The sequence below is a fragment of the Candidatus Marinarcus aquaticus genome (assembly GCF_004116335.1).
Classification (GTDB): Bacteria; Campylobacterota; Campylobacteria; order Campylobacterales; family Arcobacteraceae; genus Marinarcus; species Marinarcus aquaticus.
The window spans coordinates 32,895-56,675 of record NZ_PDKN01000012.1 but is presented as its reverse complement, the minus strand read 5'-3'; the positions used below and the strand labels follow the sequence as shown (position 1 = coordinate 56,675).

Here is a 23,781-nt window from a genome sequence, read left to right as displayed (position 1 = left end):
CTAAAGAACTTTGCATTCTGTTATTAGTAAGAGATGCTGATTCTTGTGCATTTAAAGATGCAACGTTAGTATTAATTCTCATAATAAATCCTTTTAATTATGACACATTGAAAACGTAAAAGTTTTCGCCGGATACCTTCTTGTTTGAAGCAAGCATGAAGCTTAAACTCTAAGAGTTTATCTTCTCGGAACCAATTGGCCCCTACTAATCCATAATAGAAGTATCACATACCATTTCTTATTTTTAGCTTAAATTTTGATATTTTCAAAGAAGTTTTTTAATGTTTGAAGTGTGAGGTTGAGTTTATAGACAATAAAAAAGCCTCCTGCACAATAATGCAGAAGGCTAAAAGGGTTGAGTAGATATTGATAAAATGGTTATTGAAGAAGTCTAAGCACGTTTTGTTGTACTTGATTTGCTTGACTCAATGCAAATGCTCCTGCTTGAGAGATGATGTTACTTTTGTTGAAGTTTGCACTCTCTTCAGCATAATCAACATCTCGAATAATGGATTCTGCTGCTTTTATATTTGTCTCTTGCGTCATAAGGTTTCTAACTGCAGATTCAATTTGATTTTGAATCGACCCGATCGCTCCTCGGTAGGTATTCAGTGTGGTAATAGCTGTATCAACTGTACCTTGTGCAGTTGCAGCAGATGCTGCTGTCATGGTAGTGACACTTGTATACGCATTCAGACTTAACGCTGTTGTATTTGAGTTAATCGCCGTCGTTTGAATCATATTGGCAGTTGCATTCTCTCCAATTTGGAAGTTTAATGCTGGAGCAGAACTGGTTCCTGCAGCATTTGAAATAAGCTGTGTTCCATTATAGTTGGTTGATTTTGAAATGTTATCAAGTTGTGTCAACAGTTTAGAGATATCTAAAGCAATTGATGCTCTACCCGCACTAGACGTAGTAGCCGTATTGGCTTGGATCAATTTGGCTTTTACTGTATCAAGAATGTTTGATTGTTCCGCCATTGATTTATCTGCAATTTGTAATAAAGCAACTGCAGAGTTACCATTATCAATACCTTGTCGAACTGAAGTTGCTTGAGTTCTTAATTTATCCGCAATAGCAAGACCTGATGCATCATCCGCTGCTTTGTTGATTCTAAGACCTGAGCTCAGTTTTTCCAGTGACTCATTGAGTGCAATGTTCGTATTGTTGTTTGATTCTTGTGCATTTAAAGATGCAATATTTGTATTAATTCTCATCTTGTACCCTTTTCTTATTTTATACTTATAGAGTAACCTATATTAAAGTATGATGTCAAACCAAACAGAGTGCATTTTAATGAAAAATATAACCTTTTTTAAAAAAAAATAATGAATAAAGCTAAATTTAAGAAATGTTGCTTAAAAGAGCTTTATTTGTTATACATTTTACTTTAGTTTTAAAATGACACCGCACTCAATATGTTGTGTGTATGCAAATTGATCAAAAAGTGCAAAATGTTCTACAGTATGACTTTGAGTAATATGTTCTAAATCTCGAGCCAATGTCTCTGGGTTACAAGAAATATAAATAATCTGTTCGTAATCACACACAAGTTTTCTGGTTAAATCATCCAGTCCGGCTCTTGGTGGATCCACAAAAATAGTTGAGAAGTGATACTCTTTTAAATTTATTTCTTTTAATCGATTGAATTCTCGCACTTCATTGAGTGCATCTACAAACTCTTCTGCACTCATACGAATAAAGTCAATATTATTGATATTATTTAGCTCACAATTACGTTTGGCAGATTTAATTGATGTTTTTGAAATTTCTGTGGCTAAGACTTTGTTGAACTTTTTTGAAAGAGGAATGGTAAAATTTCCTCCTCCACAATAGAGTTCACACAAGTCCTCTTTCGCATCCATATGGTTTAAAACCCACTCAATCATCTGTATATTCACACCTGTATTGGGTTGAGTAAAGCCACCCTCTTTGTATTCAAAATAGAAAGGATCCTTATTAATAGTGAGTTCTTCTTGGATATAGTCTTGGCTGAGAACAATTTTTTGTTTACGTGCTCGTCCGATGACCTTTATAGCTAAACTCTTTTCTAAAAGGCGAGCTGCAAGTTCCCAAGCTTCATCCAACTTTCGATGGTAAATAAGGGTCACTAACATATCCTGTGTAGTAGAAGATAAAAACTCCACTGCAAAGAGTCTGTTTTTTAGTTCATCACTGTTTTGAATGGCATCTAACAGTTGTGGCATAAGCAGGTCAATATCATTGTAAATAATTTCACAGGAGTCAATTTCAAGTGCTTTTTTATTAAAATCGTTCATGGCGTACGAAAGAGTTGGGTTATTATGTTCATCAAAGTTTTTCCAGATTCGAAACTCTGCTCGGTTTCTAAAGTGGCTATCATTGCTCTTAATGATGTCAAAATCACTTGTTGTAAATGCTTTAAAACGCTCTTTCTCTCTTTGAATTTTATGGTTCAGTTGCTCTTCATACGAGAAGTTATGAAGCGTACAACTTCCACACTCTCCAAAATATTTACAATTCATATACGTAATACTCCTAATTTAATTTGATATTATATTAAAAGCAATATAATACCCTCATGAAAACATCATGGCAAGACCAACTACACAACCTTTTAAATTGTGATTTAAAAACACTCTACCCACTCGCACGTTCATTAAAACGAAAACTCTACTTTTATGTAGGACCAACCAACAGTGGAAAGACGTATTCTGCAATGAGTGAGCTTAAAAGCGCCGATTGTGGTATTTATTTAGCACCTTTAAGACTGCTTGCATTAGAAGGGTATGAGAGTTTAAAAGAGGCAAATATTCCTGTCTCTTTGGTCACAGGAGAAGAACAACATTTTGATGAAGAAGCAGCGCATGTATGCTCCACCATTGAGATGATTGATTTTAACATGGATGTGGATGTTGCCATTATTGATGAAGTACAAATGCTTGACGATATTGACCGCGGTTGGGCATGGGTCAATGCTATTATTGGTACACCTGCAAACAAAGTCATTATGACAGGCAGTGTCAATGCTTTGGATGCAGTTAAAAAGATTGCTGAGTATTTAGGTGAAGAACTTGAAATTGTACGATTTAAAAGAAAGAATCCATTAGAAGTACTTGACAAACCCATAAATTTAAGAGATTTACAACCAGGTACAGCATTGATTGCTTTTAGTCGAAAAAATGTATTGATGTATAAAGAACGTCTTCAAAAGTATCACAAAGTCTCGGTGATTTATGGAAATCTCTCTCCGGAAGTCAGACGGGATGAAGCACGTCGTTTCAGAGATAAAGAGACCGATATTCTTATAGCCACGGATGCCATTGCCATGGGCTTAAACCTGCCTATTAAAACAATTTTGTTTACCACGTGTGAGAAGTTTGATGGGGTGCAACGACGATTAATCAGTCCCAGTGAAATCATTCAAATATCAGGACGTGCAGGACGATATGGTCATCATGAAAAAGGACATATTGGAGCACTCAATAAAAAGACCTTAGCACAAGTTCAAAAGCTGTTTGAAACCCCTGTAAGTACTATAAAACCACCTTTTAAAGTCAAAGCCAGTGCCGAGCAAATTGAAGCCATTGCGTCACACTTGCAAACCACAAGTTTAAGTAAAGTGTTGAAGTTTTTTAAACGCAATATGAGTTTCAGTGGGCCTTTTGTGGCTGCCAATATTGCTTCAATGATTGAGGCTTCAAGCATTGTGGATACTAAGTTTAATTTAAAACTTCAAGATAAATATATGCTCTCCCAAGCACCCATGACCACAAAGTCAACCATCATCAAACAAGCGTATGAAGCCTATATTGCTGCTGTGTTAAAGTCACGAGTGGTGCGATACAAACCCTCAATTACGGTTCCTAAAGTAGCCAAAACGCAAAAAGATTTATTGCTGGTTGAAGATGAAGTGAAAAAAATCTCACTGTATTTATGGCTTTCATATAAATTGCCCAATTTATTCCCCGATGAAAATAAAGCTCGTATGACCCGAGATGCATTAAATACCTTCATTGAAAACTCACTTAAAAGTAATGTAAAACTTGCTTCTGAAAACAGAGAATTTCAATCTAAAAAACGATTTCCTAAAAGAAACAGTAAAGCGCGTGGCAACAGAGAAAAAAGCCGAGGAAACAGGAAATTTAATTCATAGTTTGTTATACTATTAAGCTATAATAAACCAAGGACATCGATGCTGCACTTTATTAAGTCAACGATTAAAAATAAAGCTTTATTTAACGAACTTATTAAAGAACTCAATAGAAACATTCTCGATGAGAAAAAAGTGGTTAAACTCATCAAAAACAAAGAGATCAATATCAATCAACTTGACGATAAAGGTCGAACACTTCTTTTTGACTTGGTTAAAAAACGAAAAACGGAATCCATTAAACTGCTTTTAAAACATGGCTTAAAACTTGAAATTGAAGACATTTACGGGAAAACAGTGATGAATGAAGCCATTGATAACAACGATGGTGTGATGGTTCGTTTCTTATTGGACATGGGATTCAGTCTTAATTACATTAATAAATCACGACGAAGTATTGTACAAGACATTGCACTTGAAGGCAAACACAAACTCTTTGAAATTTTTATTGTCCGAGAGGCTGATTTACTTCATAAAGACAGCTATAATCGAAATGTGCTCTTTGATGCCATTGAAGGTGAGAGTTTTGAAATTGTTGAAGAGATTGTCAACAATGTACCACCTGAAGAGTTAAACGTTTGTGATAATGAAGGTCAGAGTGCCCTTTTTAATGCGGTACTTAAAGAGGACTCGAGGCTGGCGATATATCTAATCAAACATGGGATTGATGTCAATATCGTCAATTTTGAAGGCAGAAATGCTCTTTTTAATGCTGTGTTATTGGGTGCAGACAATTTAGAAATTATTGAAAAGATGATTCGAAAAGGGATCGATTTATCGTGCAGCGATAACAATGGTTTTAATGTGGTCAATGAGATTTTAATGATTTACAAAATGGTGAAAAAACCCATTGATGATGACGAAACCAAAAGTAAATATCGACTGGTCAAACCTTCACGAAACTACTTGAAACTGATGACCATTATGATGCAGTATGATCTGCCCATTAATGAACCACAAAAAAATGGCAAGTCATTGCTTTATAATGAAGTGATGAAAAAGAGCGTGGTAACCATTGAATTTTTACTTAAAGCGGGAGCTTCTTTGAATGTGCCCAATGAAGAGGGACAAACCGTACTTTTTTCAGTCCTTTATGGTGGGGTAAGCAACATCAGAATGATTGAGTACTTAATCGAACATGGGGCAGATATTGAGCATCGTGATTATGAAGAGCGGACGGTCATTGATGAGATGGTGGACATCATTTTAATCCAACAAAACTATAAACGACCCGAACATCGACGTTTTTTGGATATTAAACAAGAAGAACCCTATTTTGGCGTTTTGAAACGTCTGTTAGCGTATCGACCGCACATAAACAAACCCAAAAGCAATGGGCAAACGATTATTTATGAGCTTGTCAATTACAATGACTTTGAACTGCTCAAACTCTTTTTAAATTATGATATCAATTTGCACATCACGGATGATGAACAGAAAACACCACTTTGTGTGATGATTGAGAATGGTTTGAAACTGACCAATCCGCAAGAGAGAGAGGATTTTATAAAGCGTTTAAGTTTTTTATTGAAGTATCGAGTCAATGTTAACGCTGCAGATAAAGATGGCAGAACGGTGCTTCACAAAGCAGTCATTGCCAATGATTTAGAAGTGATTGAAAAACTCATTGCTTCAAAAAAAGTCGATTTACACATCAAAGATAAGCAAGGAAGAACCGCCCTTCACCATACTCAATGGAGAGGCAATACTAAAATTGCACGTCTGTTAATTGCCACTGGAGCACATGTAAATGAACCCGATGGGGCAGGGTATACGCTTTTAAATTATGCGGCTATTTTAGGACATTTGAATTTGGTGCAAGTGCTGATTTCTTATGGTGTTTTGATGTATAATAAAAATAAAAAAAGTAAGTCCGTCACGCAATTTTTTATTAAAAATGAGTCCAATTTGGACAAACTGTTACACAACAGTATCACCGATGTGAAGATGCAACATGCCATTGCACAAGTGGTGAAAAATTTAAAAAAAGAGATACACGAAGTTTAGGGAAGGTCTATGAAAAAAAATTTATCAATTATTATTTTAGCTGCAGGTGCAGGAACACGAATGAAATCAACAACACCAAAAGTGTTGCATACGATTTCGGGTAAACCAATGTTGTATTACTCTATTTTAGAGTCACTCAAATTAAGCGATGACATCACCGTGGTGATTTATCATCAAGCTCAAAGAGTACAAAGCAGCATGGAACAATTTTTTCAAAAAGAGCTTGAAACAGGACAACTGAAATTTGTAGTACAAGACCATGAAAACTATCCAGGAACGGGTGGGGCAGTGATGAATATCACTCCTACACATGAAAAGACGTTGGTACTTAATGCCGACATGCCATTGATTCAAGCAAGTGAGTTGGAGAAGTTTGATATTGATGCTACCATTGTAATGTCTGTTTTAGAACTTGATAGTGCGGATGGTTATGGTCGAGTGGTTGTTGAAAATGGCAACGTTGTAAAAATCGTAGAACAAAAAGATGCCAATGAACAAGAATTGGCCATCACAACTGCCAATGCAGGTATTTATCAGTTTGATACACAATTTTTACTCGAACACTTGCCAAAACTTAACAACAACAATGCTCAAAAAGAGTACTACATCACCGACTTAGTGGAAATGGCAATCAATCAAGGTTTGAGTTTGAAACCATTGGCTGTGAGTGTTGAGAACTTTAAAGGGGTGAATTCCAAAGTAGAACTCTCCCAAGCAGAAGTCATTCATCAAAACAGAATCAAAGAGGCCTTTTTAAAGCAAGGTGTAATCATGCGACTGCCTGATACCATCTATATTGAGTATGGGGTTCAAATTGAGGGTGAATCGATTTTAGAAAATGGCGTAACTCTTTTAGGTAACAGCAAATTGATTAATGCGCACATTAAAACTAACAGTGTGGTTGAAGACTCTGTTGTAGAAGATTCAGATGTGGGACCAATGGGACGCGTTCGACCAGGAAGTGTTCTTAAAGATACGCACATTGGAAACTTTGTAGAGACCAAAAAAGCGAAACTCACAGGGGTCAAAGCAGGCCATTTAAGCTATTTGGGTGATTGTGAAATTGATGAGGGTACGAATATTGGCTGTGGAACCATCACGTGCAACTATGATGGTATGAATAAACATCAAACCATCATTGGGAAAAATGTATTTGTAGGAAGTGATACGCAACTCGTAGCTCCAGTGACCATAGAAGATGATGTGATTATTGCTGCAGGAAGTACCATCACAAAAAATATTTCAAAGGGTTCTTTAGCAATTACAAGAGCTCCTTTGAAAGTCATCAAAGACTATTTTTACAAGTTTTTCAATAAATAAAAAAGGAGAGTCATGCATGCAGAACTTTTAAACAACAAAAAGATACTCGTCGCGGTGACAGGTTCTATTGCGGTGTATAAAACACTGGAACTTATACGTCTGTATGTGAAAGCAGGGGCCCAAGTTCGTGTGATTATGACTCAAAGTGCACAACGTTTTATTTCAGCATTGACCTTTGAAACTATCTCGCAACACACTGTCTTAACAGAAGAGAGTGAGTGTTGGGACAAAGACTCTATTTATAATCACATCGCCATAGGAAAGTGGGCCGATATTTTCGTCATAGCTCCTGCAAGTGTGAATACCATTAATAAACTGCGACATGGCATTGCCGATAATCTGCTCACACAAACAGCGATTGCCTACCCTCAAAGAAAACTGCTTTGCCCCGCAGCCAATACTAATATGTTGCACAATGCCATCACTCAAGAGAGTTTAGAAATTCTTCAAAAAAGCAACTACGTGATGGTCGAACCCGTTTCAAAAGAGTTGGCATGCCGAGATATCGGCAATGGGGCGATGAGTGACGTGGAAGATATCTTTTATGCCACTGCACGCGAGTTGTTACAAGAGCAGTATTGGAGCAATCGTGAGGTTGTGTTAAGTGGCGGTGGAACGATTGAGAAACTGGATGATGTACGTTATATCAGTAATTTCTCTTCAGGAAAAATGGCTTCAAGTTTGGCTTTGGCATTCTACTTAAAAGGGGCAAATGTGCGTTTGGTGTCTACTCGAGGGCATGAAAATTTGCCTAAAACAATGCATGTTGTTCCTGTGCAAAGCAGTGAAGAGATGTATGAACATCTTCAAGAAAACGTGCACAAAGCTAAAAAAAACAGTCCAAAAACACCCTATTTGTTTATGGTAGCAGCTGTGAGTGATTATGTGCCTGAAAATGTGCAAGAGGGAAAACTCAAAAAAGAGTTTTTGGGAACGTTGTGGAAAATAGAGTTGAAACAGAACATGGATATCTTGCACTCTTTGGATAAAAAAGATGTGATTTCTGTTGGTTTTAAAGCAGAGATGGATGAATTGGTAGCTTCAAGTAATGCTAAAAATATGTTGAGTAAAAAAGAGTTGGATGTTGTGTGTTTAAATGTACTGAATGACTCAAAGAGTTTTGGATCGACTCAAAATAGCATTGAACTCTATTGTAAAAACAAAGAAGAGGCTGTAAGTTTTTCAGGAGAGAAATTGCAACTCTCTTTAGCATTAGCAACGCATTTGCAAAAGGAATTCAGTGAGCAGTAACAATAACTTTCCTCAACACATTGCCATCATTATGGATGGAAATGGGCGTTGGGCCAAAGAGCGAAATTTAAAACGAACAGCAGGACATGAAGAGGGTGCAAAAGTGGTGCGTGAAATCACACAACACTGTGCTGCTTTAGGTGTGAAGTATTTAACTTTGTACGCTTTTTCTACGGAGAATTGGAATCGTCCTAAACTGGAAGTAGAGTTTTTGATGAAACTTTTGGAGAAGTATCTTAAAAGTGAATTGGATATCTATATGCAAAATGATATTCGATTCAGAGCCATTGGGGATATGAGTAAATTCTCAAAATCGTTGCAAAAGCAGATTGCACTCACCGAATCAACAACGGCAAAAAACAAAGGTTTAACCCAAGTGTTGGCGTTGAACTATGGAAGCCAAGATGAAATCACACGAGCAGTGAAAAGACTCACTCAAAAAGGCTTGGAGATAAGCCAAGAGAACATTGAAGCGTGTTTGGATACAGCAGGTTTTCCTGATGTGGATATTCTGATTCGCACAAGTGGTGAAGTGCGTATTTCAAACTTTATGTTGTGGCAGTGCGCATATGCTGAGATGTTTTTTGTACAAAAATTTTGGCCCAATTTCACAAAATATGACTTAGATGACATCATTGATGATTTTATAAAAAGAGAGCGGCGTTTTGGTGGAGTATGAGGCACTTATTATTGCATTTATAGTAGGCGCTTGTATGGGCTCTTTTTTAAATGTATTGATTGTGCGTCTCCCTTTAAACCTCTCTATATTAACCTCTTCAAACTGTCCTTCATGCCATACTAAAATACGATGGTATGAAAACATTCCCTTTATCTCTTTTGTTTTTTTAAGAGGTCACTGTTCATCTTGCCATACCAAAATCAGTTGGCAATACCCCATGGTTGAAGCTCTTACGGCCCTTGTGACCACACTTTTGTTTTATAAATTGCAGTTTGGGATAGAGTTTTTGGTTGTGACCGCCCTTTTTTATGCGTTGATTGTGCTTTCAGGCATTGATATCAAGTATCAAGCGGTACCTGATTATTTGTTGCTGTTTGTTTTGGTGCTGGTTTTTTTCTTGCCTTCTCGAAGTTTCATTGAGCAATTAAAAGATGCTTTACTCTTTGCAGGTGGATTTTCTTTGTTGAATTTTATTGTAACGTTTTATATTCAAAACATTAAAAGCAGACTTCTAAAAGATGAAAAACTCAAAAAACAAACCGCATTAGGAGAGGGAGATATTCCTATAGTTGCACTCATTTCTGCGCTGCTTGGAACCTTTTCTGGCTTTGTGGCTCTTTTTTTTGCGGCACTTTTTGCTATAATACCCTCACTCTATTTTACCCTTGTAAAAAAGCAACGGCAGTTGGCCTTTATCCCTTTTTTGAGTTTGGGACTTTTTATAGAGTATATTTTTTCATTTTCAAAGGTTTTTAGTTGAAGTTAAATCAATACATTTTTTCACAATTATCGATTACATTTTTTCCTATATTTTTTGGACTTTTTTTTATCACATCAATTGTATTTTTAGTTAAAATTGCAGCTTTGACCTCGGTTGTCACCATCAATGTATTTGAACTTTTTACGATGTATGCGTATACCATACCCAATATCATTTTTTACACATTGCCCATTTCATTTTTTATCTCATTGGTGATTTCATTGTCGAAACTTTCAAGTGAGTATGAACTCATTGTTATCACCTCTTTTGGATTAAAACCGACACGTATTTTACAAGTATTCTTACCTGTGACGTTTGTACTTTCTGTGGCGCTGTTGATTGTCTCTTTAGGACTAATTCCCAAAACAAGACACCTGACTGAACAGATGATGACCGTAAAGAAAAAAGAGGCCAACTTTAACATCAAATCTTCTGAATTTGGACAGAAGTTTGGAGATTGGATGATTTATATTGAGGATAAAAAAGAGAATACTTACTCAGAAGTTAAACTCTTTAAAACCCAAGATAATGCGGATCAGTTTATTGTCTCTAAGACAGCGACCATGCAGAACCAAGAGGGAGATTTGAACTTCTTATTAAATAATGGAAAACTCTTTCATTTTAAACCCGATGAAATCAACCAAATTGATTTTGAAAAAATGACCATTGCAGATAGAGTTAATGATTCAGAGTTTGAGATTTTTACTGATTCATTTAATTACTGGAAAGATAAAATCAGACGAAATGATAATGTGGATAAGTTTACTTTTTATATTTTGGTCTCTGTTTTCCCTTTTATCTCACTTTTTTTAGTCATTGCCTTTGGGTACTATAACCCACGATATGAAAAGAACAGAAGTGTGCCTTGGAGTGTGCTTTTTATTGTCATTTATTATGTGATGGCTGATTTTTTGTCTAAAAAAATCCAGCTCAATGCTTTGTATATCATTCCTCCTATTTGGATGGTATTGTGTTATTATGTCTATCATAGAAACGTTAAAAAGGTCTATTGAGGTATGAATACCAAAATAACCATTGCGTACGATGGTTTAGATTACAGCGGTTCTCAAAAACAACCATCTAAAACTTCTGTTGAAGATGCTTTAGAAGCAGCATTTCAACGACTCAATGTTCAAGCCAAAATCATCTTAAGTGGACGTACAGATGCAGGTGTGCATGCCACTGGACAGGTTTTTAATACCGTGTTACCTGAACATCTTCATGACCTCAAAAAACTTCAAAAACTGCTCAATCATCAACTTCCTCTCTCTATTCGTGTGAAAAAAGCAGAACATGTCAACGATGATTTTCATGCACGTTTCAGTGCAAAAAAAAGAGTCTATCGTTACTTCATCACGCAAGAAGAACTCACGGCCTTTAATGCACGGTATATCACACATGTTAAAACAGTGGATGAAGCAAAAATCAAAGAAGCCATAACGTGTTTTATAGGCGAACATGATTTTGAGTATTTTCATAAACAAGGCAGTGATAAAACCAACTTTATCAAACACATTTATCAAGCAAAATTTTATAAACATAAAAATCTGTATGTCTTTAAATTCACTGCCAACTCTTATTTGCGTTCACAAATTCGATTGATGGTGGGGTTTTTAATTCAAATTTCTCTGGGAAAACGCACCATAAAAGAGCTTCAATTGCAACTTAAAAAAGAGAAACGAAGCTTTAAAACCCCCATCAATGGCAATGGTTTATACCTCGCAAAAGTAATCTACTGACCGATTTTTTCAGCCTTTCTTCGATATAATTTTCCAGATATTTCTCAAAAATCACAGTGCAATTGGTTTTTGAGAGATGTCTGTATTATCATAGTAAAGGACAGATATGCATAAAAATCGATTTACGCGTATTGGGTTCATTCTTGCAGCAGCAGGAAGTGCCGTAGGATTGGGAAATATTTGGAAGTTTCCCTACATTGCAGGGGAAAACGGTGGTGGTGTTTTCGTCTTGGTTTATCTTGCCACCGTGTTGTTTATTGGAATGTCTATTTTTATTGGCGAAGTGTTGCTTGGAAGTTATGCACACAAAGATGCCGTCACTACATTTGAAACTCACTCTCCTTCAAAGAAAAAATATTGGAAATTTTCAGGTTTTACTTTTCTAACGGGAGTTTTTATTCTGTCGTTTTATGCCGTGGTCGTAGGTTGGATTTTTAATTATGTGGTTGTGGCTGCCACCGCATTGCCTGCAAATGTACAAGAGGCTGAAAGCGTCTTTATGAGCTTGCTTCAAAAAGATGTGTGGACACAGATCTTTTATTATACCTTGGCATTTATTGTGATTGCCTATACGATTTCACGTGGGGTTAAAAAAGGGATTGAAAAACTCAATAACATCTTGATGCCTACCCTGATTATCATCTTAGCTGTTTTGCTTATTTATTCGGTGCAACTCGATGGTTTCACTCAAGCGCTTTCATTTATGTTCTCTCCCAATATTGACAAATTTAAATCGGGTTCTATCATTGTAGCAGTGGGACACGCTTTCTTTACACTCTCTATTGGTATGGTAACCATTTTAACGTATGCTGCTTCACTGGATAAGGGCGTGAATATTGTTAAAGCCTCATTAACAATTGTAATCATGGATACCCTCATTGCCATTGTGGCTGGATTGATTATCTTCTCTATTTTGTTTTCAGCTGGTCAAGAACCAGGAAAAGGGGCAGGGCTTGTATTTATTACGCTACCTGCAGTCTTTTATGAAATGGGAAGCATTGGTACGGTTTTAGCGATTGCATTTTTCGTTGCTTTAGCTTTTGCCGCTGTGACCTCTGCTGTTTCTGTGCTTGAACCAACGGTGATGTATCTGGTAGAACGAAGAGGCATGAAACGAAAAAAAGCAACCTACAGTGTATCGGTGATTTTTTATATTATTGGTATCTTTACGCTCTTATCAAACACCACCGCGTTCTCTTCACTGTTAACTTTTGGAGGTAAAAATCTGTTTGATTGGTTTGACTTTATCTCTGCAGCCATTCTTATGCCTATAGGTGGAATCATTGTGGCAGTTTTCGTGGGTTATATTATGGATCAAAAAGTGGCACGAGAAGCGTTGGTTCCTTATATTGGTGAAAATTTATATAAAGTGTGGTTGTTTATCATGCGTGTGGTTGCACCCATTGCCGTACTTTTAGTGATGCTCAATGAAATGGGTGTCATCTCCTTTTAATGAAAAAAATTGACTTCTGGATTGTTGTTTATACAATCATTATCTTACTTTCAGTGATGTATGCAACGCAACCGTTGCAACCACTGTTAGCGCAGGAGTTCAGTGTCTCTGTGACACAAGCTTCCTCTTTTACTGCGGTGATCATGTTCTTCTTAGCAGTGGCTCCTATTATTTATGGTTATATTCTAGAGCGCATCAATGCAAAAAAAGTGTTGATTATCGCCTCTTTGATTTTGTGTGTGACCAATATTTCATTGGGATTTTCAAACACATATGAAGTTTTTCTGTTTTTGCGTACGTGTGAAGCGGTTGTTGTACCCGCTATTTTAACTGCATCCATGAGTATTTTGGCCAATGACAAAGCAAACATTAAACGCAACATGTCTTTTTATGTGGCTGCAACGGTTTTTGGAGGTTTGATTGGTCGGGTTATGTCCGGAGCCATTGCCACACAGTTTGGGTGGCGTTATGTCTTCTTTTCACTCTCTGTTGCTTTACTTGTGGGGCTTTATTTTATCTTTAAACTCTCATTTAATGGGGAAGCAACACTGACCAAAGCCAAAGTCAAAGATGTGGTGATGATTTTAAAAGACAAACGATTTGTCGTGATATATATGTTGATGTTTACGGTCTTTTTTGTCTTCTCTGGGCTTTTAAATATTGTGCCATTTCGAATCAAAGAGCAATTGCCTGATGTGACTGAAGCACAAATTGGTTTACTGTATTTGGGTTATGGTGTGGGTATTGTGGTTTCTCTTACTATTCATAAAATCACAGCACTGTTTAAAAAAGAGATGCGTACCATTATGTTTGGGCTGGGAGTCTTTTTTCTTGCCACATTGGCATTTTTAAATGACCATATCTGGTTTGTCTTTGCAATGGTCTTTGTGCTTTGTTTTGGGATGTTCACCGTGCATACACTCTCTACACGCTTAGCAAACTCCATGAAGGAGTCTCAAAAATCACTCACATCAGGCATGTATTTGACCTTTTATTACATTGGTGGAGCGGTAGGTTCACTTCTACCTGCGGTTATTTATGAACACTTTGGATGGTATCCTACGGTGTTAACCTTTGTCTTTGTTCTTGTACTTATAACTTTGTTCGTGCATTTTAATCGAAACCATTTTAAGGCGTACAGTTGATGTTAGGCAAATGCCCCTATTGTGAAGATGGGCAAATTGAGGTTCGAAAAAAAGAGGTTAATGGCAAGAAAGTAGAGCTGTATGCTTGTTCTAATGCCAAGTGGTACTCTGAAGATGGCGAACTCTTTGAACTCACTGCTGATGCTACGTGTGATTTTCGTATTTGGCAAAATGCTTTACGAAAGTATGGAAAGTATTTGAAACAAAGAGAGGTGAGGGCACTTCTTAATGGGGAAGATGTGATGGTGACGTTTCATTCGAAGAAGTATAAGGAAAAGATTACCTATCAGAAATATATTACCCTAAACCAAGAATATGGGGTATCCGTCATCTGGGATATTGACGTCGAAGAGTAAGCAAAAGCCATCTTTGTAGCAATCTCAGCGTCAAAACAATAAATTTACTCAGTTATTTAGTTTTAGATATTTTGTTAATTGTTCTCTAGTAATGTTTTCATAATGTTGATTTATTCTTTTTTGAGAATCTTCATTTAAGTTTTCAATTTGAATGAATTGTAATATACCTAATTTAAGACTTTCGTATAGTTCATTGATATGAATTACTTTTGCATTTTCCACTTTTCTCTTTTTTATCAATTGTTCAAGTTCTATATCTTCTCCTATTCCCCAACTATACCATAAAGTTGAAGCTTGATTATTATTTGAAAGGTCTGAGTTTGGAGTTAACGTATGTAAAATAGCACATCTTGCAGCATACAAATCAAGTGCATTGACATTTAGTTTTTTTGTCCTAAACATATAATCATGAATCCATTTTGTAAATCGTTTTTTAACTCCTATATCACCATATGCAACCCACGATAAACTATCAATTGTAGAGTAAATTAATGTCAATGTAGGAAGTTGTAGTTTTTGTTCAATAGACTGTTCAATTGCATATAACATTTGATAATAATTTTTAATAAAAGTATTCATGATGATTATCCTTTGTTAAAATATACTACTATTTTTATATAAATATATTGATTAAGATAAACTACACATGCAGAAGCTTTGCTTCTAATCTCTCCTGTGCTCACTTTCGTGAGTCACGCTTTGCTACTTTTCTCAACGCGAGAATAAGTAGCGCAAAAGCACTGTTTCTAAGGACTGACGCTCCACCTTCATAATTACTAAATCAAACATTGTCTCACGATGATAAATTTTTACTTTACCTTCTTTTGTATAATATGGAATATGACCACATCTGCAAAAGCCGAATGTCTGTTTTTCATTTCGGAAAAAGCTGAGGACTGTTTGAGGAGAGAAAAGTGCTTAATGCACTTTTTCGACGAGTTCCGCAAGCTAGAAATTCAAAACAGTGAGTGAGGGAAGTCGTAAGACCTTTGAAGCCGTGGTTGTTTTTGCTTACTTTTTGTCAATACAAAAGTAAGAGAGCGAAGAACTTGTTCTTCAAGAGGTTACTCAAAAACTTGTTTCGGTAAGTGTTATGAAATTGGTTAGTCTCTTTTAAAAAAATCCTTGAAAAAATTCCTATCTTTAAAACTGTTGGGATAAAAACGGTGTTTGGGAATATTGTTGATAACAATAGCAATCCCTAACATAATAAATGCTCCCGTTGCCACAGGTACTAAAACATATAAAAAACCTAAGTGGTGTATCTCTTCACTTCCAATAACAGCAATAAGAGCTGTGGCACCTCCTGGAGGATGAAGGGTTAAAGTCAGTTGCATTACCAAAATTGCCGTTGCTACAGCAACGGCAGAACATAACCAAATATAGTCTCCTAAAAGTTTAAAACTGATCACTCCCACAATGGCACTTAAAATATGACCACCAATTAAATTACGCGGTTGTGCCAAAGGGGAGTGCACTGCCCCATAGATTAAAACAGCACTTGCCCCAAACGAACCAATAACCAGACTCAAATCCGTACCTTTTAAAAGGTCAAAATGTAAATAGGAGATAGAAACAATCCCTAAAAAAGAGCCAATCCATGACCAAAAGAGGTTAGCTAAGTCTATTTTTTCAGTACTGTTTCTTTGAAATTGTTGTAAAAATTGTTTCATATTGACTCACTTGTTCTTTGAGTGCCAGTATAGTTAAAAAGCAAAACAGATGCCATGACTTTGGTCAATTAATTTTCACCTAAGGTTCTATATTTACCATAGAATGGATGCTTTAGCACAATTATAAAGGAATTGCCAAAAACTACTTGACAAATCAAGACTCAATTCGTTATAATTCTTTAGCAGTATAAGACATAAAGTGCTAAAAAATTGTGAGACAGTATCATGGTAAATAAAAAAGAGTTCTTATTAGAGTCGATAATCAAAGCGTACATTGAACATCTTGAACCCATTGGTTCAACTCAGTTAAAAACAATGTATGACATTACATATTCACCTGCAACCATTCGTGGATATTTTAAAAAGTTGGGTGATGAAGGTTATCTTGCTCAAGAGCACGTAAGCAGTGGAAGAACTCCAACAACTGAAGCGTTGAAGCAGTACTGGATTTCAAAGTTGAACTTTAAAATCGGTGGTGTGAATTTAAAAGCTTTAGAGTATTTGACCAGTAAAATTGGATTGACCGTTTTTGCTAAAAACCAAACAACCGATACACTACAAAATATCATTAATGTAGAGGGGAAATATATGTTGCTGGAGTTTACAACATTCCCCGTAACCATTAAGTACTCTGATGCATTGTATCGTTTTTTAAGTGATATGATTGGGTTTGAGATTTCTCATATCATCAACATATCAAAACAAGTGGGTGCGGTTGAGATTTATGAAAAAGTGAACAGAGTTTTACAAAGCAGAGATTTCAATATATATAATGTTAAAGAGTTTTTACGACTGGCATTGAATTACAACTTTGCAGACCATGATATCAACAATTTTTTAACAGGAAGAATTCTTGACCAATTCAAAGAGGGATTATACTTTGATGAGTTATTGCCTCCTGAATATATGGGTGCTTGTTATAACTGCATGATTGATGGTAATGAGACAAAGATATTTGTAGTGGGAGAACTCTCCAAAGACTACGAATACTTTTTTAATAAAATTACATTGGTATAAATTAGGAGACAATTTTGAGTGATAAAATAAACGAACAAGAAGAAGTTATTCAAGAAGAAGTACAAAATGAAGAGGAGACAGCAGAAGCTACACAAGAAGCGGCTGAACCCACTTTAGAAGAGAAAGTAGCGCAACTTGAAGAGGCGTTAAAAGAGAGTGAAGATAAATATTTAAGAGTACATGCGGATTTTGAAAACATTAAAAAACGTTTAGAAAAAGAGAAGTATCAAGCTATTGATTATGCGTCTGAGAAGTTTGCAAAAGATTTACTTGCACCCATTGATACATTGGAGATGGCACTAGCAGCAGAAGAGGCTGCAACAGAACTGCCTGCAGAAGAGTTGCTTGCAAAATTGAAGCAAGGGGTTGAGTTAACCATTAAAAACTTCTACACGGCGTTTGAAAAACACGATATTACCACAGTAGAAACAGACGGTGAATTTGATCCAAACTTCCACGATGCAGTCATGCAAGTAGATAGCCCAGATCATGAAGATGGACAAATTGTTCAACAGCTTCAAAAGGGGTATAAGTATAAAGAGAGACTACTTCGACCAGCGATGGTGAGTATTTGTAAAAAGTAAAACTTTTTACAAATAAATGAATAGGTAATAATGAACAATGAAGAGTGATTTTCTGAAATTATTCATTTTTCACTTTTCATTATTCATTTGATGCATTGCATCACTGACCGCAACGTCAAAAAACTATCAATGAAGTTAAACAACATGAGGGAATCACACATGCTTCAGCATGTGCTTTAGGATTGATTCTTAGGTTGAATTTATTTCAACCGCTAAAGAACATCAAAAAAGATGGTCCCTTCATTTTATAAAATAAAATTAAGGAAGAAAAAATGAGCAAAGTTATTGGTATAGATTTAGGTACAACAAACTCTTGTATGGCAGTATACGAAGGTGGTGAAGCAAAGGTTATTCCAAATAAAGAAGGAAAAAACACAACTCCATCAATCGTTGCATTTACAGACAAAGGTGAAGTTCTAGTAGGGGACCCAGCAAAACGACAAGCAATCACAAACCCAGAGAAGACTATTTATTCTGTAAAAAGAATCATGGGTCTTATGATGGATGAAGAGAATGCGAAAGAAGCACAATCTAAAGTAGGGTACAAAATCGTTAACAGAAATGGTGCAGCAGCCGTTGAAATTGGAGATAAAGTTTATACTCCACAAGAAATCTCTGCAAAAATCTTAGGAAAATTAAAAGCAGATGCTGAAGAGTATTTAGGTGCACCTGTTACGGATGCAGTTATTACTGTACCAGCATACTTCAACGATGCACAAAGAAAAGCAACTCAAGAAGCAGGAACCATTGCGGGTCTTAATGTATTAAGAATTATCAATGAACCAACTGCAGCATCTTTAGCGTATGGTTTAGATAAAAAAGGTGAAGAGAAAGTTCTTGTTTACGATTTAGGTGGAGGAACATTCGACGTTACTGTTTTAGAAATTGGTGATGGAACATTTGAAGTACTTTCAACAGATGGTAATGCATTCTTAGGTGGAGATGACTTCGATAATGCTATTATTGATTGGTTAGCAAAAGAGTTCGAATCTGAAAATGGATTTGACATCAAAAAAGATAAAATGGCACTTCAAAGACTGAAAGATGCCGCTGAAAATGCGAAAAAAGAGCTTTCATCTGCTGAGTCAACAGAGATTAACTTACCATTTATCTCTATGGGTAATGCTGGACCAGTTCACTTAGTTAAATCACTCACTCGAGCAAAATTCGAGTCTATGACAGAACACTTAATTGCTGAAACACTGCAACACATCAAAACTGCTCTTAAAGATGCAGATTTAGATAAAGGTGAAATCCAAGAAGTAATCATGGTGGGTGGATCAACAAGATTACCAAAAGCAAACGCAGTGGTTAAAGAGTTCTTCGGAAAAGATTTAAATAAAGGTGTTAACCCTGATGAAGTGGTTGCTGCTGGTGCTGCAGTTCAAGCGGGTGTTTTAAAAGGGGATGTAAAAGATGTATTATTACTTGACGTTACACCACTTTCACTTGGTATTGAAACATTAGGTGGAGTATTAACAAAACTGATTGAAAAAGGGACAACCATTCCTGTTAAAAAATCACAAACATTCTCAACTGCTGAAGACAACCAACCAGCTGTTTCTATTCACGTAGGACAAGGTGAGAGAGAGTTTGCTAAAGACAACAAATCTTTAGGTATGTTTGAACTGTCTGATATCCCAGCAGCTCCAAGAGGGGTTCCACAAATTGAAGTTACATTTGACATTGACGCCAATGGTGTTTTAAATGTATCTGCTAAAGATAAAGGGACTGGTAAAGAGAACAAAATTACTATTTCTGGTTCATCTGGATTAAGTGATGAAGAGATTGAAAAAATGGTTCAAGAAGCAGAAGCAAACAAAGAAGCAGATGCGAAGAAAAAAGAGGTGATTGAAATCAGAAATCAAGCAGACGCATTGTTACACTCTACTAAAAAAACGTTAGAAGAGAACGAAGATGCCGTATCTGAAGATGAGAAAAAAGCAATTATTGATGCCGCAGCTGAACTTGAAGAAGTATTAAAAGATGAAAATGCAAGCAAAGAGCAAATTGAAGATAAAGTAAAAGCTTTAACTGAAAAATCTCACAAACTTGCTGAAGCAATGTACAAAAAAGAGGGTGGTGACCAAGCAGGTGCTCAAGGTCAACCAAACGCTAAAGCTAAAAAAGATGATGACGATGTTATCGACGCGGAAGTTGAATAATCTTTGTACAAAAAGCTAAAAAAGAAGAGCATCGCAGAAGTGCCTAAATGGCACTTTGAGAAGCGCAATATCGCAGAAGTACCTGAATGGTACTTTGAGAAGCGCAAGATGATGTTCTCGATGCAAAAGGGGAGGTAACTTCCCTGATGCAAACCCTTATTTTTATACTCTTACTTTTTTTAATTTCAATATTTGCCATACTTTTATATTTTAAAAACAAACATTCTCGAGTAGACAAACTCAATCGAGGTGAGTGCCCATCGTGTGGAGCCAAAGCCAAAGTCTTTTTTGATGAGGTCAATAAGACACGATTTACCCAAGAAGTAATCACTAAAAATGTTTTAAAAAGCCACGGATGCTGTGGTGTGTACGACATAGAGTATCGTTGTAAAGAGTGTGGTTTAAAAGAGGTTTACTCTCAATCCTAAGACTTAATTTTCTGGCATTAACTTTTCCGTAACTTTTTCGTGCTAAAATTACAAAAACCAAAAGGCAAAGCATTGAAAAGAACATATCTATTTATTTTAACACTTGGCGCACTGTTTTTAATCACCGGATGTACCCCAAAATATGCTTCATTTGAAGATGTCTCAAAAGGAAATTTTAAAGAGGCAGACTGGAATGACTTAGAAGGGTTTGAACAAGATGACTTAGAGCACGCTTTTATGGTATTTAAACGTGGATGTGAGAAAGCAAAACGAAAAGCCATCTTAAAAAAAGCGTGTGTACAAGCACAAGATTATGTATCGGCCAAAGAGTTTTTTCAAAGCAACTTTACTCCTTATAAGCTCTACGATGATCACCACAGCGATGAAGGGTTGATTACAGGGTATTACGAACCTTTACTTCATGGAAGCAGAACCAAAACAGACAAATATCAATACCCTATTTATAAAGAACCAAACGATTTAGTGACGGTGAACTTAAGTGCGATTTATCCTGAATTGAAGCGTTACAGATTGCGAGGTAAACTTGTAGGCAATACCCTTGTGCCGTATGCATCACGAGGAGAAATCAAAGAGAGTGAGAATATGGAAGCCATTTGTTATGTGGATGACAAAGTTGATCTGTTCTTCTTACATATTCAAGGTTCGGGAAAAGTACAATTAGACACAGGAGAAATCATCAATGTGGGTTATGCCAATCAAAATGGTCGAAACTATAACTCCGTTGGAAAATATATGATCAGCAATGGATTGTTAAAAGAGTATGGTGGTTCGATGCAAGCGATGAAGCGATGGTTTGAAGACCATCCTGAAGAGACAGACAGAGTCTTGAATGTCAACGAAAGTTATGTCTTTTTCCATGAAAATGACCAGAGTGCTACAGGAAGTTTAGGGGTACCATTGGTGGCCAAACGAAACTTGGCAGTTGATCGAAAGTATATTCCATTGGGAGTGCCTGTGTTTATTCAAACAAGAAACCCTTTAACCAAAGAGGACATTTCTCAACTGATGGTTGCTGCTGATACGGGTGGTGCTATTAAAGGAAAGATTCGAGCAGATTTTTTCTGGGGATATGGAAAAGAGGCAGAAGCCACAGCTGGACGAATGAAAGAGGCTGGAAAGCTGTTTGTATTAATGCCCAACTGATAATATACAGCCAGAAGGCTGTATATTAGTGGCAACCTCCACCACAGCATCCGCTGTGCGCTTCTTGTTTAAAACCAATAACAAAATTATTGCTCTCTTCTAAGACTTCAAAGTCGTGTTTACCACAGAATTCATCATTCATGATATCTCGCATCTCTATGGCTTTGCTTAATGCGTCATCTTTACTCTCTACAGAAATATTGTTTGATAAGTCGCTTCGTTTGAAACATCCACACTCTTGTGCCACTAAAACTTTATGCATATTTAAATCCTTATTATATAATTTTTATAAAATGGAAGATTAGCTAATTAGGATAATTTTTATCTTATTTTAACGAGTTAAATTTAAATTTTAAAAATCAAGTCAAGTTTGGATAAAATAGATTTTTTAAAAGGAACACAATGCATATCACCAATGTCATTTCACAATATTTCGGGAAATTTGCTAAAACAGAATTTCCATCATTCATTCAAACAATCATCAACAAAGGCTATGTCTTTTTTTTGAAGTTGGACATGAAGGAGTTTTTAAAACCTGAAGAGTATCGTTCTTTAAATGCTTTGTTCACACGCGCACTGCTTCAGCCAAGAGAGATTGACCAAAGCAAAGCCAATTTTATCTCACCAGCAGATAGTTTTATCACTGAGTCTGGAAAATTGCAAACGAATACTCTGTTGCAAATCAAAGGCATGGCGTATGATGTTGAAGAGCTTTTGAGCTATTATGTTTCAAAAGAGAATCGAGGCAAAGTGCTCGATGGTGCGTTCATGAACTTCTATTTATCACCAAAAGATTATCATCGATACCATGCTGCGTATGATTGTAAAGTTAAAAAACTTATTCATGTACCTGGAAAACTCTACCCAGTTAACTTCAGATATTTAAAAAAAGAGTTGCATCTGTTTTGCCAAAATGAGCGTGTGATTTTAGAGTGTGAAACCGAAGATAACAAGCTTTTTTATATGGTTTTTGTGGGTGCTTTGAATGTGGGGCAAATGGTATTTGAGTTTGAACCAAGTGTAGAGACGAATATCGATACGCAAGAGATCAAATGCATTGAGTATGATGACTTAGAGATTAAAAAAGGAGACTGTTTAGGTTACTTCAAGATGGGTTCAACCGTGGTTATGATTTGGGAAAAGGATTTTGTTAACTTAAAAGATTTAACAAATCAAAAGGTTAGTTTCGGAACAATAATAACAAATAACTTACAAGGATAAAAGATGTCACAAGTTACTCAATTAGCGAAAATCCCACTGTCAGGGACAAAAAAAGGTGTTATTTCAATTTCAAATGTAACAGAACCATACGGTGCAGGTACTGCAGATGTTGTCAGCATTGGTATTGCACTAAATGGTGAAGATGTTGAGTGGAAGTCACATATTCCTTATGATAATATTGACGAAGTTGTTAAAGTTTTATTAGAAGCAAAAGCAAATAAATAATTGAACATGGGATACTCCCATGTTTCAAACCGCCACAACACTTTTCCCCTCTTGTAACCAATTGATGATCCCACCTTTGAGGTGATACGCGTTTTCATATTTTAATTTATTGACTAAAAAGAGTCCCACATCCAGTGTACGATTGGCATGTGCACAAATAAGTACAAACGGAGTTGCTTTGCTTGGTACCAAAGCTTCAAATGCTTCTAACCATTGTTGTAAATCATACCGACCATATTCATCAAAAAATGTTAACAAATGAGAATTTTCAACGATACCTGTGAGTTGCCACTCACTGGCTCTTCGTATATCGACTAAGACGTAATCATCAACACTCTTTTCTAAACTTATTGGACTTATCTCTTTGAGTTCAAACGCCATAACACTCCTTTTATGTTTGCTATACTATATAAAAAAAACTTATACAAACTTATGCAAAAAAGTTAATATTTAATAAAAAG

The 23,781-nt window shown here is 36.1% G+C and carries 24 protein-coding genes; 18 read left to right on the top strand and 6 right to left on the bottom strand.

Annotated features, from left to right (window positions below):
• Nucleotides 1-378: 378 nt before the first annotated feature.
• Nucleotides 379-1,218, bottom strand: coding sequence for a flagellin N-terminal helical domain-containing protein (locus tag CRV04_RS12705; protein WP_128997232.1), 840 nt, complete (start codon nt 1,216-1,218; stop codon nt 379-381).
• Nucleotides 1,219-1,386: 168 nt separating this feature from the next.
• On the bottom strand, nt 1,387-2,505 hold the full coding sequence (trmA, locus tag CRV04_RS12700) for a tRNA (uridine(54)-C5)-methyltransferase TrmA (protein WP_128997231.1): 1,119 nt from the start codon (nt 2,503-2,505) through the stop codon (nt 1,387-1,389).
• Nucleotides 2,506-2,561: 56 nt separating this feature from the next.
• Between trmA and CRV04_RS12695 the strand changes: the two genes are divergently transcribed.
• The 11 genes from CRV04_RS12695 to CRV04_RS12645 all read left to right on the top strand — a co-directional run bounded on the left by CRV04_RS12695 (nt 2,562) and on the right by CRV04_RS12645 (nt 14,843).
• Nucleotides 2,562-4,136, top strand: coding sequence for a helicase-related protein (locus tag CRV04_RS12695; RefSeq protein WP_128997230.1), 1,575 nt, complete (start codon nt 2,562-2,564; stop codon nt 4,134-4,136).
• Between the two features lie 39 nt (nt 4,137-4,175).
• Complete coding sequence (locus CRV04_RS12690) at nt 4,176-6,140, top strand: ankyrin repeat domain-containing protein (RefSeq protein WP_128997229.1); 1,965 nt, start codon at nt 4,176-4,178, stop codon at nt 6,138-6,140.
• A gap of 9 nt (nt 6,141-6,149) precedes the next feature.
• Nucleotides 6,150-7,460, top strand: coding sequence for a bifunctional UDP-N-acetylglucosamine diphosphorylase/glucosamine-1-phosphate N-acetyltransferase GlmU (gene glmU / locus CRV04_RS12685; RefSeq protein WP_128997228.1), 1,311 nt, complete (start codon nt 6,150-6,152; stop codon nt 7,458-7,460).
• 12 nt (nt 7,461-7,472) lie between these two features.
• Nucleotides 7,473-8,711: a bifunctional phosphopantothenoylcysteine decarboxylase/phosphopantothenate--cysteine ligase CoaBC gene (coaBC, locus tag CRV04_RS12680; protein WP_128997227.1), complete on the top strand. Its 1,239-nt coding sequence runs from the start codon at nt 7,473-7,475 to the stop codon at nt 8,709-8,711.
• A gap of 31 nt (nt 8,712-8,742) precedes the next feature.
• Nucleotides 8,743-9,390, top strand: coding sequence for a di-trans,poly-cis-decaprenylcistransferase (locus tag CRV04_RS12675; RefSeq protein ID WP_128997235.1), 648 nt, complete (start codon nt 8,743-8,745; stop codon nt 9,388-9,390).
• Nucleotides 9,380-10,150: a prepilin peptidase gene (locus tag CRV04_RS12670; protein ID WP_228126565.1), complete on the top strand. Its 771-nt coding sequence runs from the start codon at nt 9,380-9,382 to the stop codon at nt 10,148-10,150. The genes CRV04_RS12675 and CRV04_RS12670 overlap by 11 nt, the downstream gene beginning before the upstream one ends.
• Entirely contained in the window at nt 10,147-11,163 is a 1,017-nt protein-coding gene (locus CRV04_RS12665) for an LptF/LptG family permease (RefSeq protein ID WP_128997226.1), read from the top strand. The genes CRV04_RS12670 and CRV04_RS12665 overlap by 4 nt, the downstream gene beginning before the upstream one ends.
• Before the next feature lie 3 nt (nt 11,164-11,166).
• Nucleotides 11,167-11,889, top strand: coding sequence for a tRNA pseudouridine(38-40) synthase TruA (gene truA, locus CRV04_RS12660; RefSeq protein WP_128997225.1), 723 nt, complete (start codon nt 11,167-11,169; stop codon nt 11,887-11,889).
• 106 nt (nt 11,890-11,995) lie between these two features.
• On the top strand, nt 11,996-13,342 hold the full coding sequence (locus CRV04_RS12655) for a sodium-dependent transporter (protein ID WP_128997224.1): 1,347 nt from the start codon (nt 11,996-11,998) through the stop codon (nt 13,340-13,342).
• Nucleotides 13,342-14,487 (top strand): MFS transporter, encoded by a 1,146-nt coding sequence (locus CRV04_RS12650; protein WP_128997223.1) that lies wholly within the window; start codon nt 13,342-13,344, stop codon nt 14,485-14,487. Before CRV04_RS12655 ends, CRV04_RS12650 begins: the two co-directional genes overlap by 1 nt.
• The gene (locus CRV04_RS12645) at nt 14,487-14,843 is read left to right on the top strand and encodes a hypothetical protein (protein ID WP_228126562.1); all 357 of its coding nucleotides are present in this window, start codon (nt 14,487-14,489) and stop codon (nt 14,841-14,843) included. The genes CRV04_RS12650 and CRV04_RS12645 overlap by 1 nt, the downstream gene beginning before the upstream one ends.
• Nucleotides 14,844-14,891: 48 nt before the next feature.
• Here the strand turns inward: CRV04_RS12645 and CRV04_RS12640 are convergent, their stop codons facing one another.
• Nucleotides 14,892-15,422, bottom strand: coding sequence for a hypothetical protein (locus CRV04_RS12640; protein ID WP_128997221.1), 531 nt, complete (start codon nt 15,420-15,422; stop codon nt 14,892-14,894).
• 524 nt (nt 15,423-15,946) lie between these two features.
• A complete protein-coding gene (locus CRV04_RS12635; protein WP_128997220.1) occupies nt 15,947-16,516 on the bottom strand; it encodes an HPP family protein in 570 nt (189 codons plus the stop codon).
• A 225-nt stretch (nt 16,517-16,741) separates the two neighbouring features.
• Between CRV04_RS12635 and CRV04_RS12630 the strand changes: the two genes are divergently transcribed.
• The 5 genes from CRV04_RS12630 to mltA all read left to right on the top strand — a co-directional run bounded on the left by CRV04_RS12630 (nt 16,742) and on the right by mltA (nt 21,874).
• Entirely contained in the window at nt 16,742-17,533 is a 792-nt protein-coding gene (locus CRV04_RS12630) for a heat-shock protein (protein ID WP_128997219.1), read from the top strand.
• Between the two features lie 14 nt (nt 17,534-17,547).
• On the top strand, nt 17,548-18,117 hold the full coding sequence (gene grpE, locus CRV04_RS12625) for a nucleotide exchange factor GrpE (RefSeq protein WP_128997218.1): 570 nt from the start codon (nt 17,548-17,550) through the stop codon (nt 18,115-18,117).
• A gap of 272 nt (nt 18,118-18,389) precedes the next feature.
• Nucleotides 18,390-20,282: a molecular chaperone DnaK gene (dnaK, locus tag CRV04_RS12620; protein WP_128997217.1), complete on the top strand. Its 1,893-nt coding sequence runs from the start codon at nt 18,390-18,392 to the stop codon at nt 20,280-20,282.
• Between the two features lie 146 nt (nt 20,283-20,428).
• Nucleotides 20,429-20,710 carry a hypothetical protein gene (locus tag CRV04_RS12615; protein ID WP_128997216.1) on the top strand — a complete coding sequence of 94 codons (282 nt, stop codon included), beginning with the start codon at nt 20,429-20,431 and terminating at the stop codon, nt 20,708-20,710.
• 72 nt (nt 20,711-20,782) lie between these two features.
• Complete coding sequence (gene mltA / locus CRV04_RS12610) at nt 20,783-21,874, top strand: murein transglycosylase A (protein ID WP_228126561.1); 1,092 nt, start codon at nt 20,783-20,785, stop codon at nt 21,872-21,874.
• Nucleotides 21,875-21,899: 25 nt separating this feature from the next.
• Here mltA and CRV04_RS12605 read toward each other — a convergent pair whose 3' ends face one another.
• The gene (locus CRV04_RS12605) at nt 21,900-22,136 is read right to left on the bottom strand and encodes a hypothetical protein (protein WP_128997215.1); all 237 of its coding nucleotides are present in this window, start codon (nt 22,134-22,136) and stop codon (nt 21,900-21,902) included.
• A 140-nt stretch (nt 22,137-22,276) separates the two neighbouring features.
• On the opposite strand from CRV04_RS12605, the gene CRV04_RS12600 reads away from it, so the two are divergent.
• On the top strand, nt 22,277-23,095 hold the full coding sequence (locus CRV04_RS12600; protein ID WP_128997214.1) for a phosphatidylserine decarboxylase: 819 nt from the start codon (nt 22,277-22,279) through the stop codon (nt 23,093-23,095).
• A 3-nt stretch (nt 23,096-23,098) separates the two neighbouring features.
• Nucleotides 23,099-23,320: a hypothetical protein gene (locus CRV04_RS12595; protein WP_128997213.1), complete on the top strand. Its 222-nt coding sequence runs from the start codon at nt 23,099-23,101 to the stop codon at nt 23,318-23,320.
• Between the two features lie 24 nt (nt 23,321-23,344).
• Here CRV04_RS12595 and CRV04_RS12590 read toward each other — a convergent pair whose 3' ends face one another.
• Entirely contained in the window at nt 23,345-23,701 is a 357-nt protein-coding gene (locus tag CRV04_RS12590) for a rhodanese-like domain-containing protein (protein WP_128997212.1), read from the bottom strand.
• Nucleotides 23,702-23,781: the final 80 nt, after the last annotated feature.

Bases quoted from the DNA above. Each gene is read 5' to 3' on its own strand.
- coaBC (WP_128997227.1), top strand. From the start codon at position 7,473: ATGCATGCAGAACTTTTAAACAACAAAAAGATACTCGTCGCGGTGACA.
- CRV04_RS12600 (WP_128997214.1), top strand. From the start codon at position 22,277: ATGCATATCACCAATGTCATTTCACAATATTTCGGGAAATTTGCTAAA.
- CRV04_RS12645 (WP_228126562.1), top strand. From the start codon at position 14,487: ATGTTAGGCAAATGCCCCTATTGTGAAGATGGGCAAATTGAGGTTCGA.
- CRV04_RS12630 (WP_128997219.1), top strand. From the start codon at position 16,742: ATGGTAAATAAAAAAGAGTTCTTATTAGAGTCGATAATCAAAGCGTAC.
- CRV04_RS12695 (WP_128997230.1), top strand. From the start codon at position 2,562: ATGAAAACATCATGGCAAGACCAACTACACAACCTTTTAAATTGTGAT.
- CRV04_RS12635 (WP_128997220.1), bottom strand. From the start codon at position 16,516: ATGAAACAATTTTTACAACAATTTCAAAGAAACAGTACTGAAAAAATA.
- CRV04_RS12690 (WP_128997229.1), top strand. From the start codon at position 4,176: ATGCTGCACTTTATTAAGTCAACGATTAAAAATAAAGCTTTATTTAAC.
- CRV04_RS12655 (WP_128997224.1), top strand. From the start codon at position 11,996: ATGCATAAAAATCGATTTACGCGTATTGGGTTCATTCTTGCAGCAGCA.
- CRV04_RS12615 (WP_128997216.1), top strand. From the start codon at position 20,429: ATGCAAACCCTTATTTTTATACTCTTACTTTTTTTAATTTCAATATTT.
- CRV04_RS12650 (WP_128997223.1), top strand. From the start codon at position 13,342: ATGAAAAAAATTGACTTCTGGATTGTTGTTTATACAATCATTATCTTA.
- CRV04_RS12595 (WP_128997213.1), top strand. From the start codon at position 23,099: ATGTCACAAGTTACTCAATTAGCGAAAATCCCACTGTCAGGGACAAAA.
- glmU (WP_128997228.1), top strand. From the start codon at position 6,150: ATGAAAAAAAATTTATCAATTATTATTTTAGCTGCAGGTGCAGGAACA.
- truA (WP_128997225.1), top strand. From the start codon at position 11,167: ATGAATACCAAAATAACCATTGCGTACGATGGTTTAGATTACAGCGGT.
- CRV04_RS12705 (WP_128997232.1), bottom strand. From the start codon at position 1,218: ATGAGAATTAATACAAATATTGCATCTTTAAATGCACAAGAATCAAAC.
- CRV04_RS12640 (WP_128997221.1), bottom strand. From the start codon at position 15,422: ATGAATACTTTTATTAAAAATTATTATCAAATGTTATATGCAATTGAA.
- CRV04_RS12590 (WP_128997212.1), bottom strand. From the start codon at position 23,701: ATGGCGTTTGAACTCAAAGAGATAAGTCCAATAAGTTTAGAAAAGAGT.
- CRV04_RS12605 (WP_128997215.1), bottom strand. From the start codon at position 22,136: ATGCATAAAGTTTTAGTGGCACAAGAGTGTGGATGTTTCAAACGAAGC.
- trmA (WP_128997231.1), bottom strand. From the start codon at position 2,505: ATGAATTGTAAATATTTTGGAGAGTGTGGAAGTTGTACGCTTCATAAC.
- dnaK (WP_128997217.1), top strand. From the start codon at position 18,390: ATGAGCAAAGTTATTGGTATAGATTTAGGTACAACAAACTCTTGTATG.
- CRV04_RS12675 (WP_128997235.1), top strand. From the start codon at position 8,743: ATGGATGGAAATGGGCGTTGGGCCAAAGAGCGAAATTTAAAACGAACA.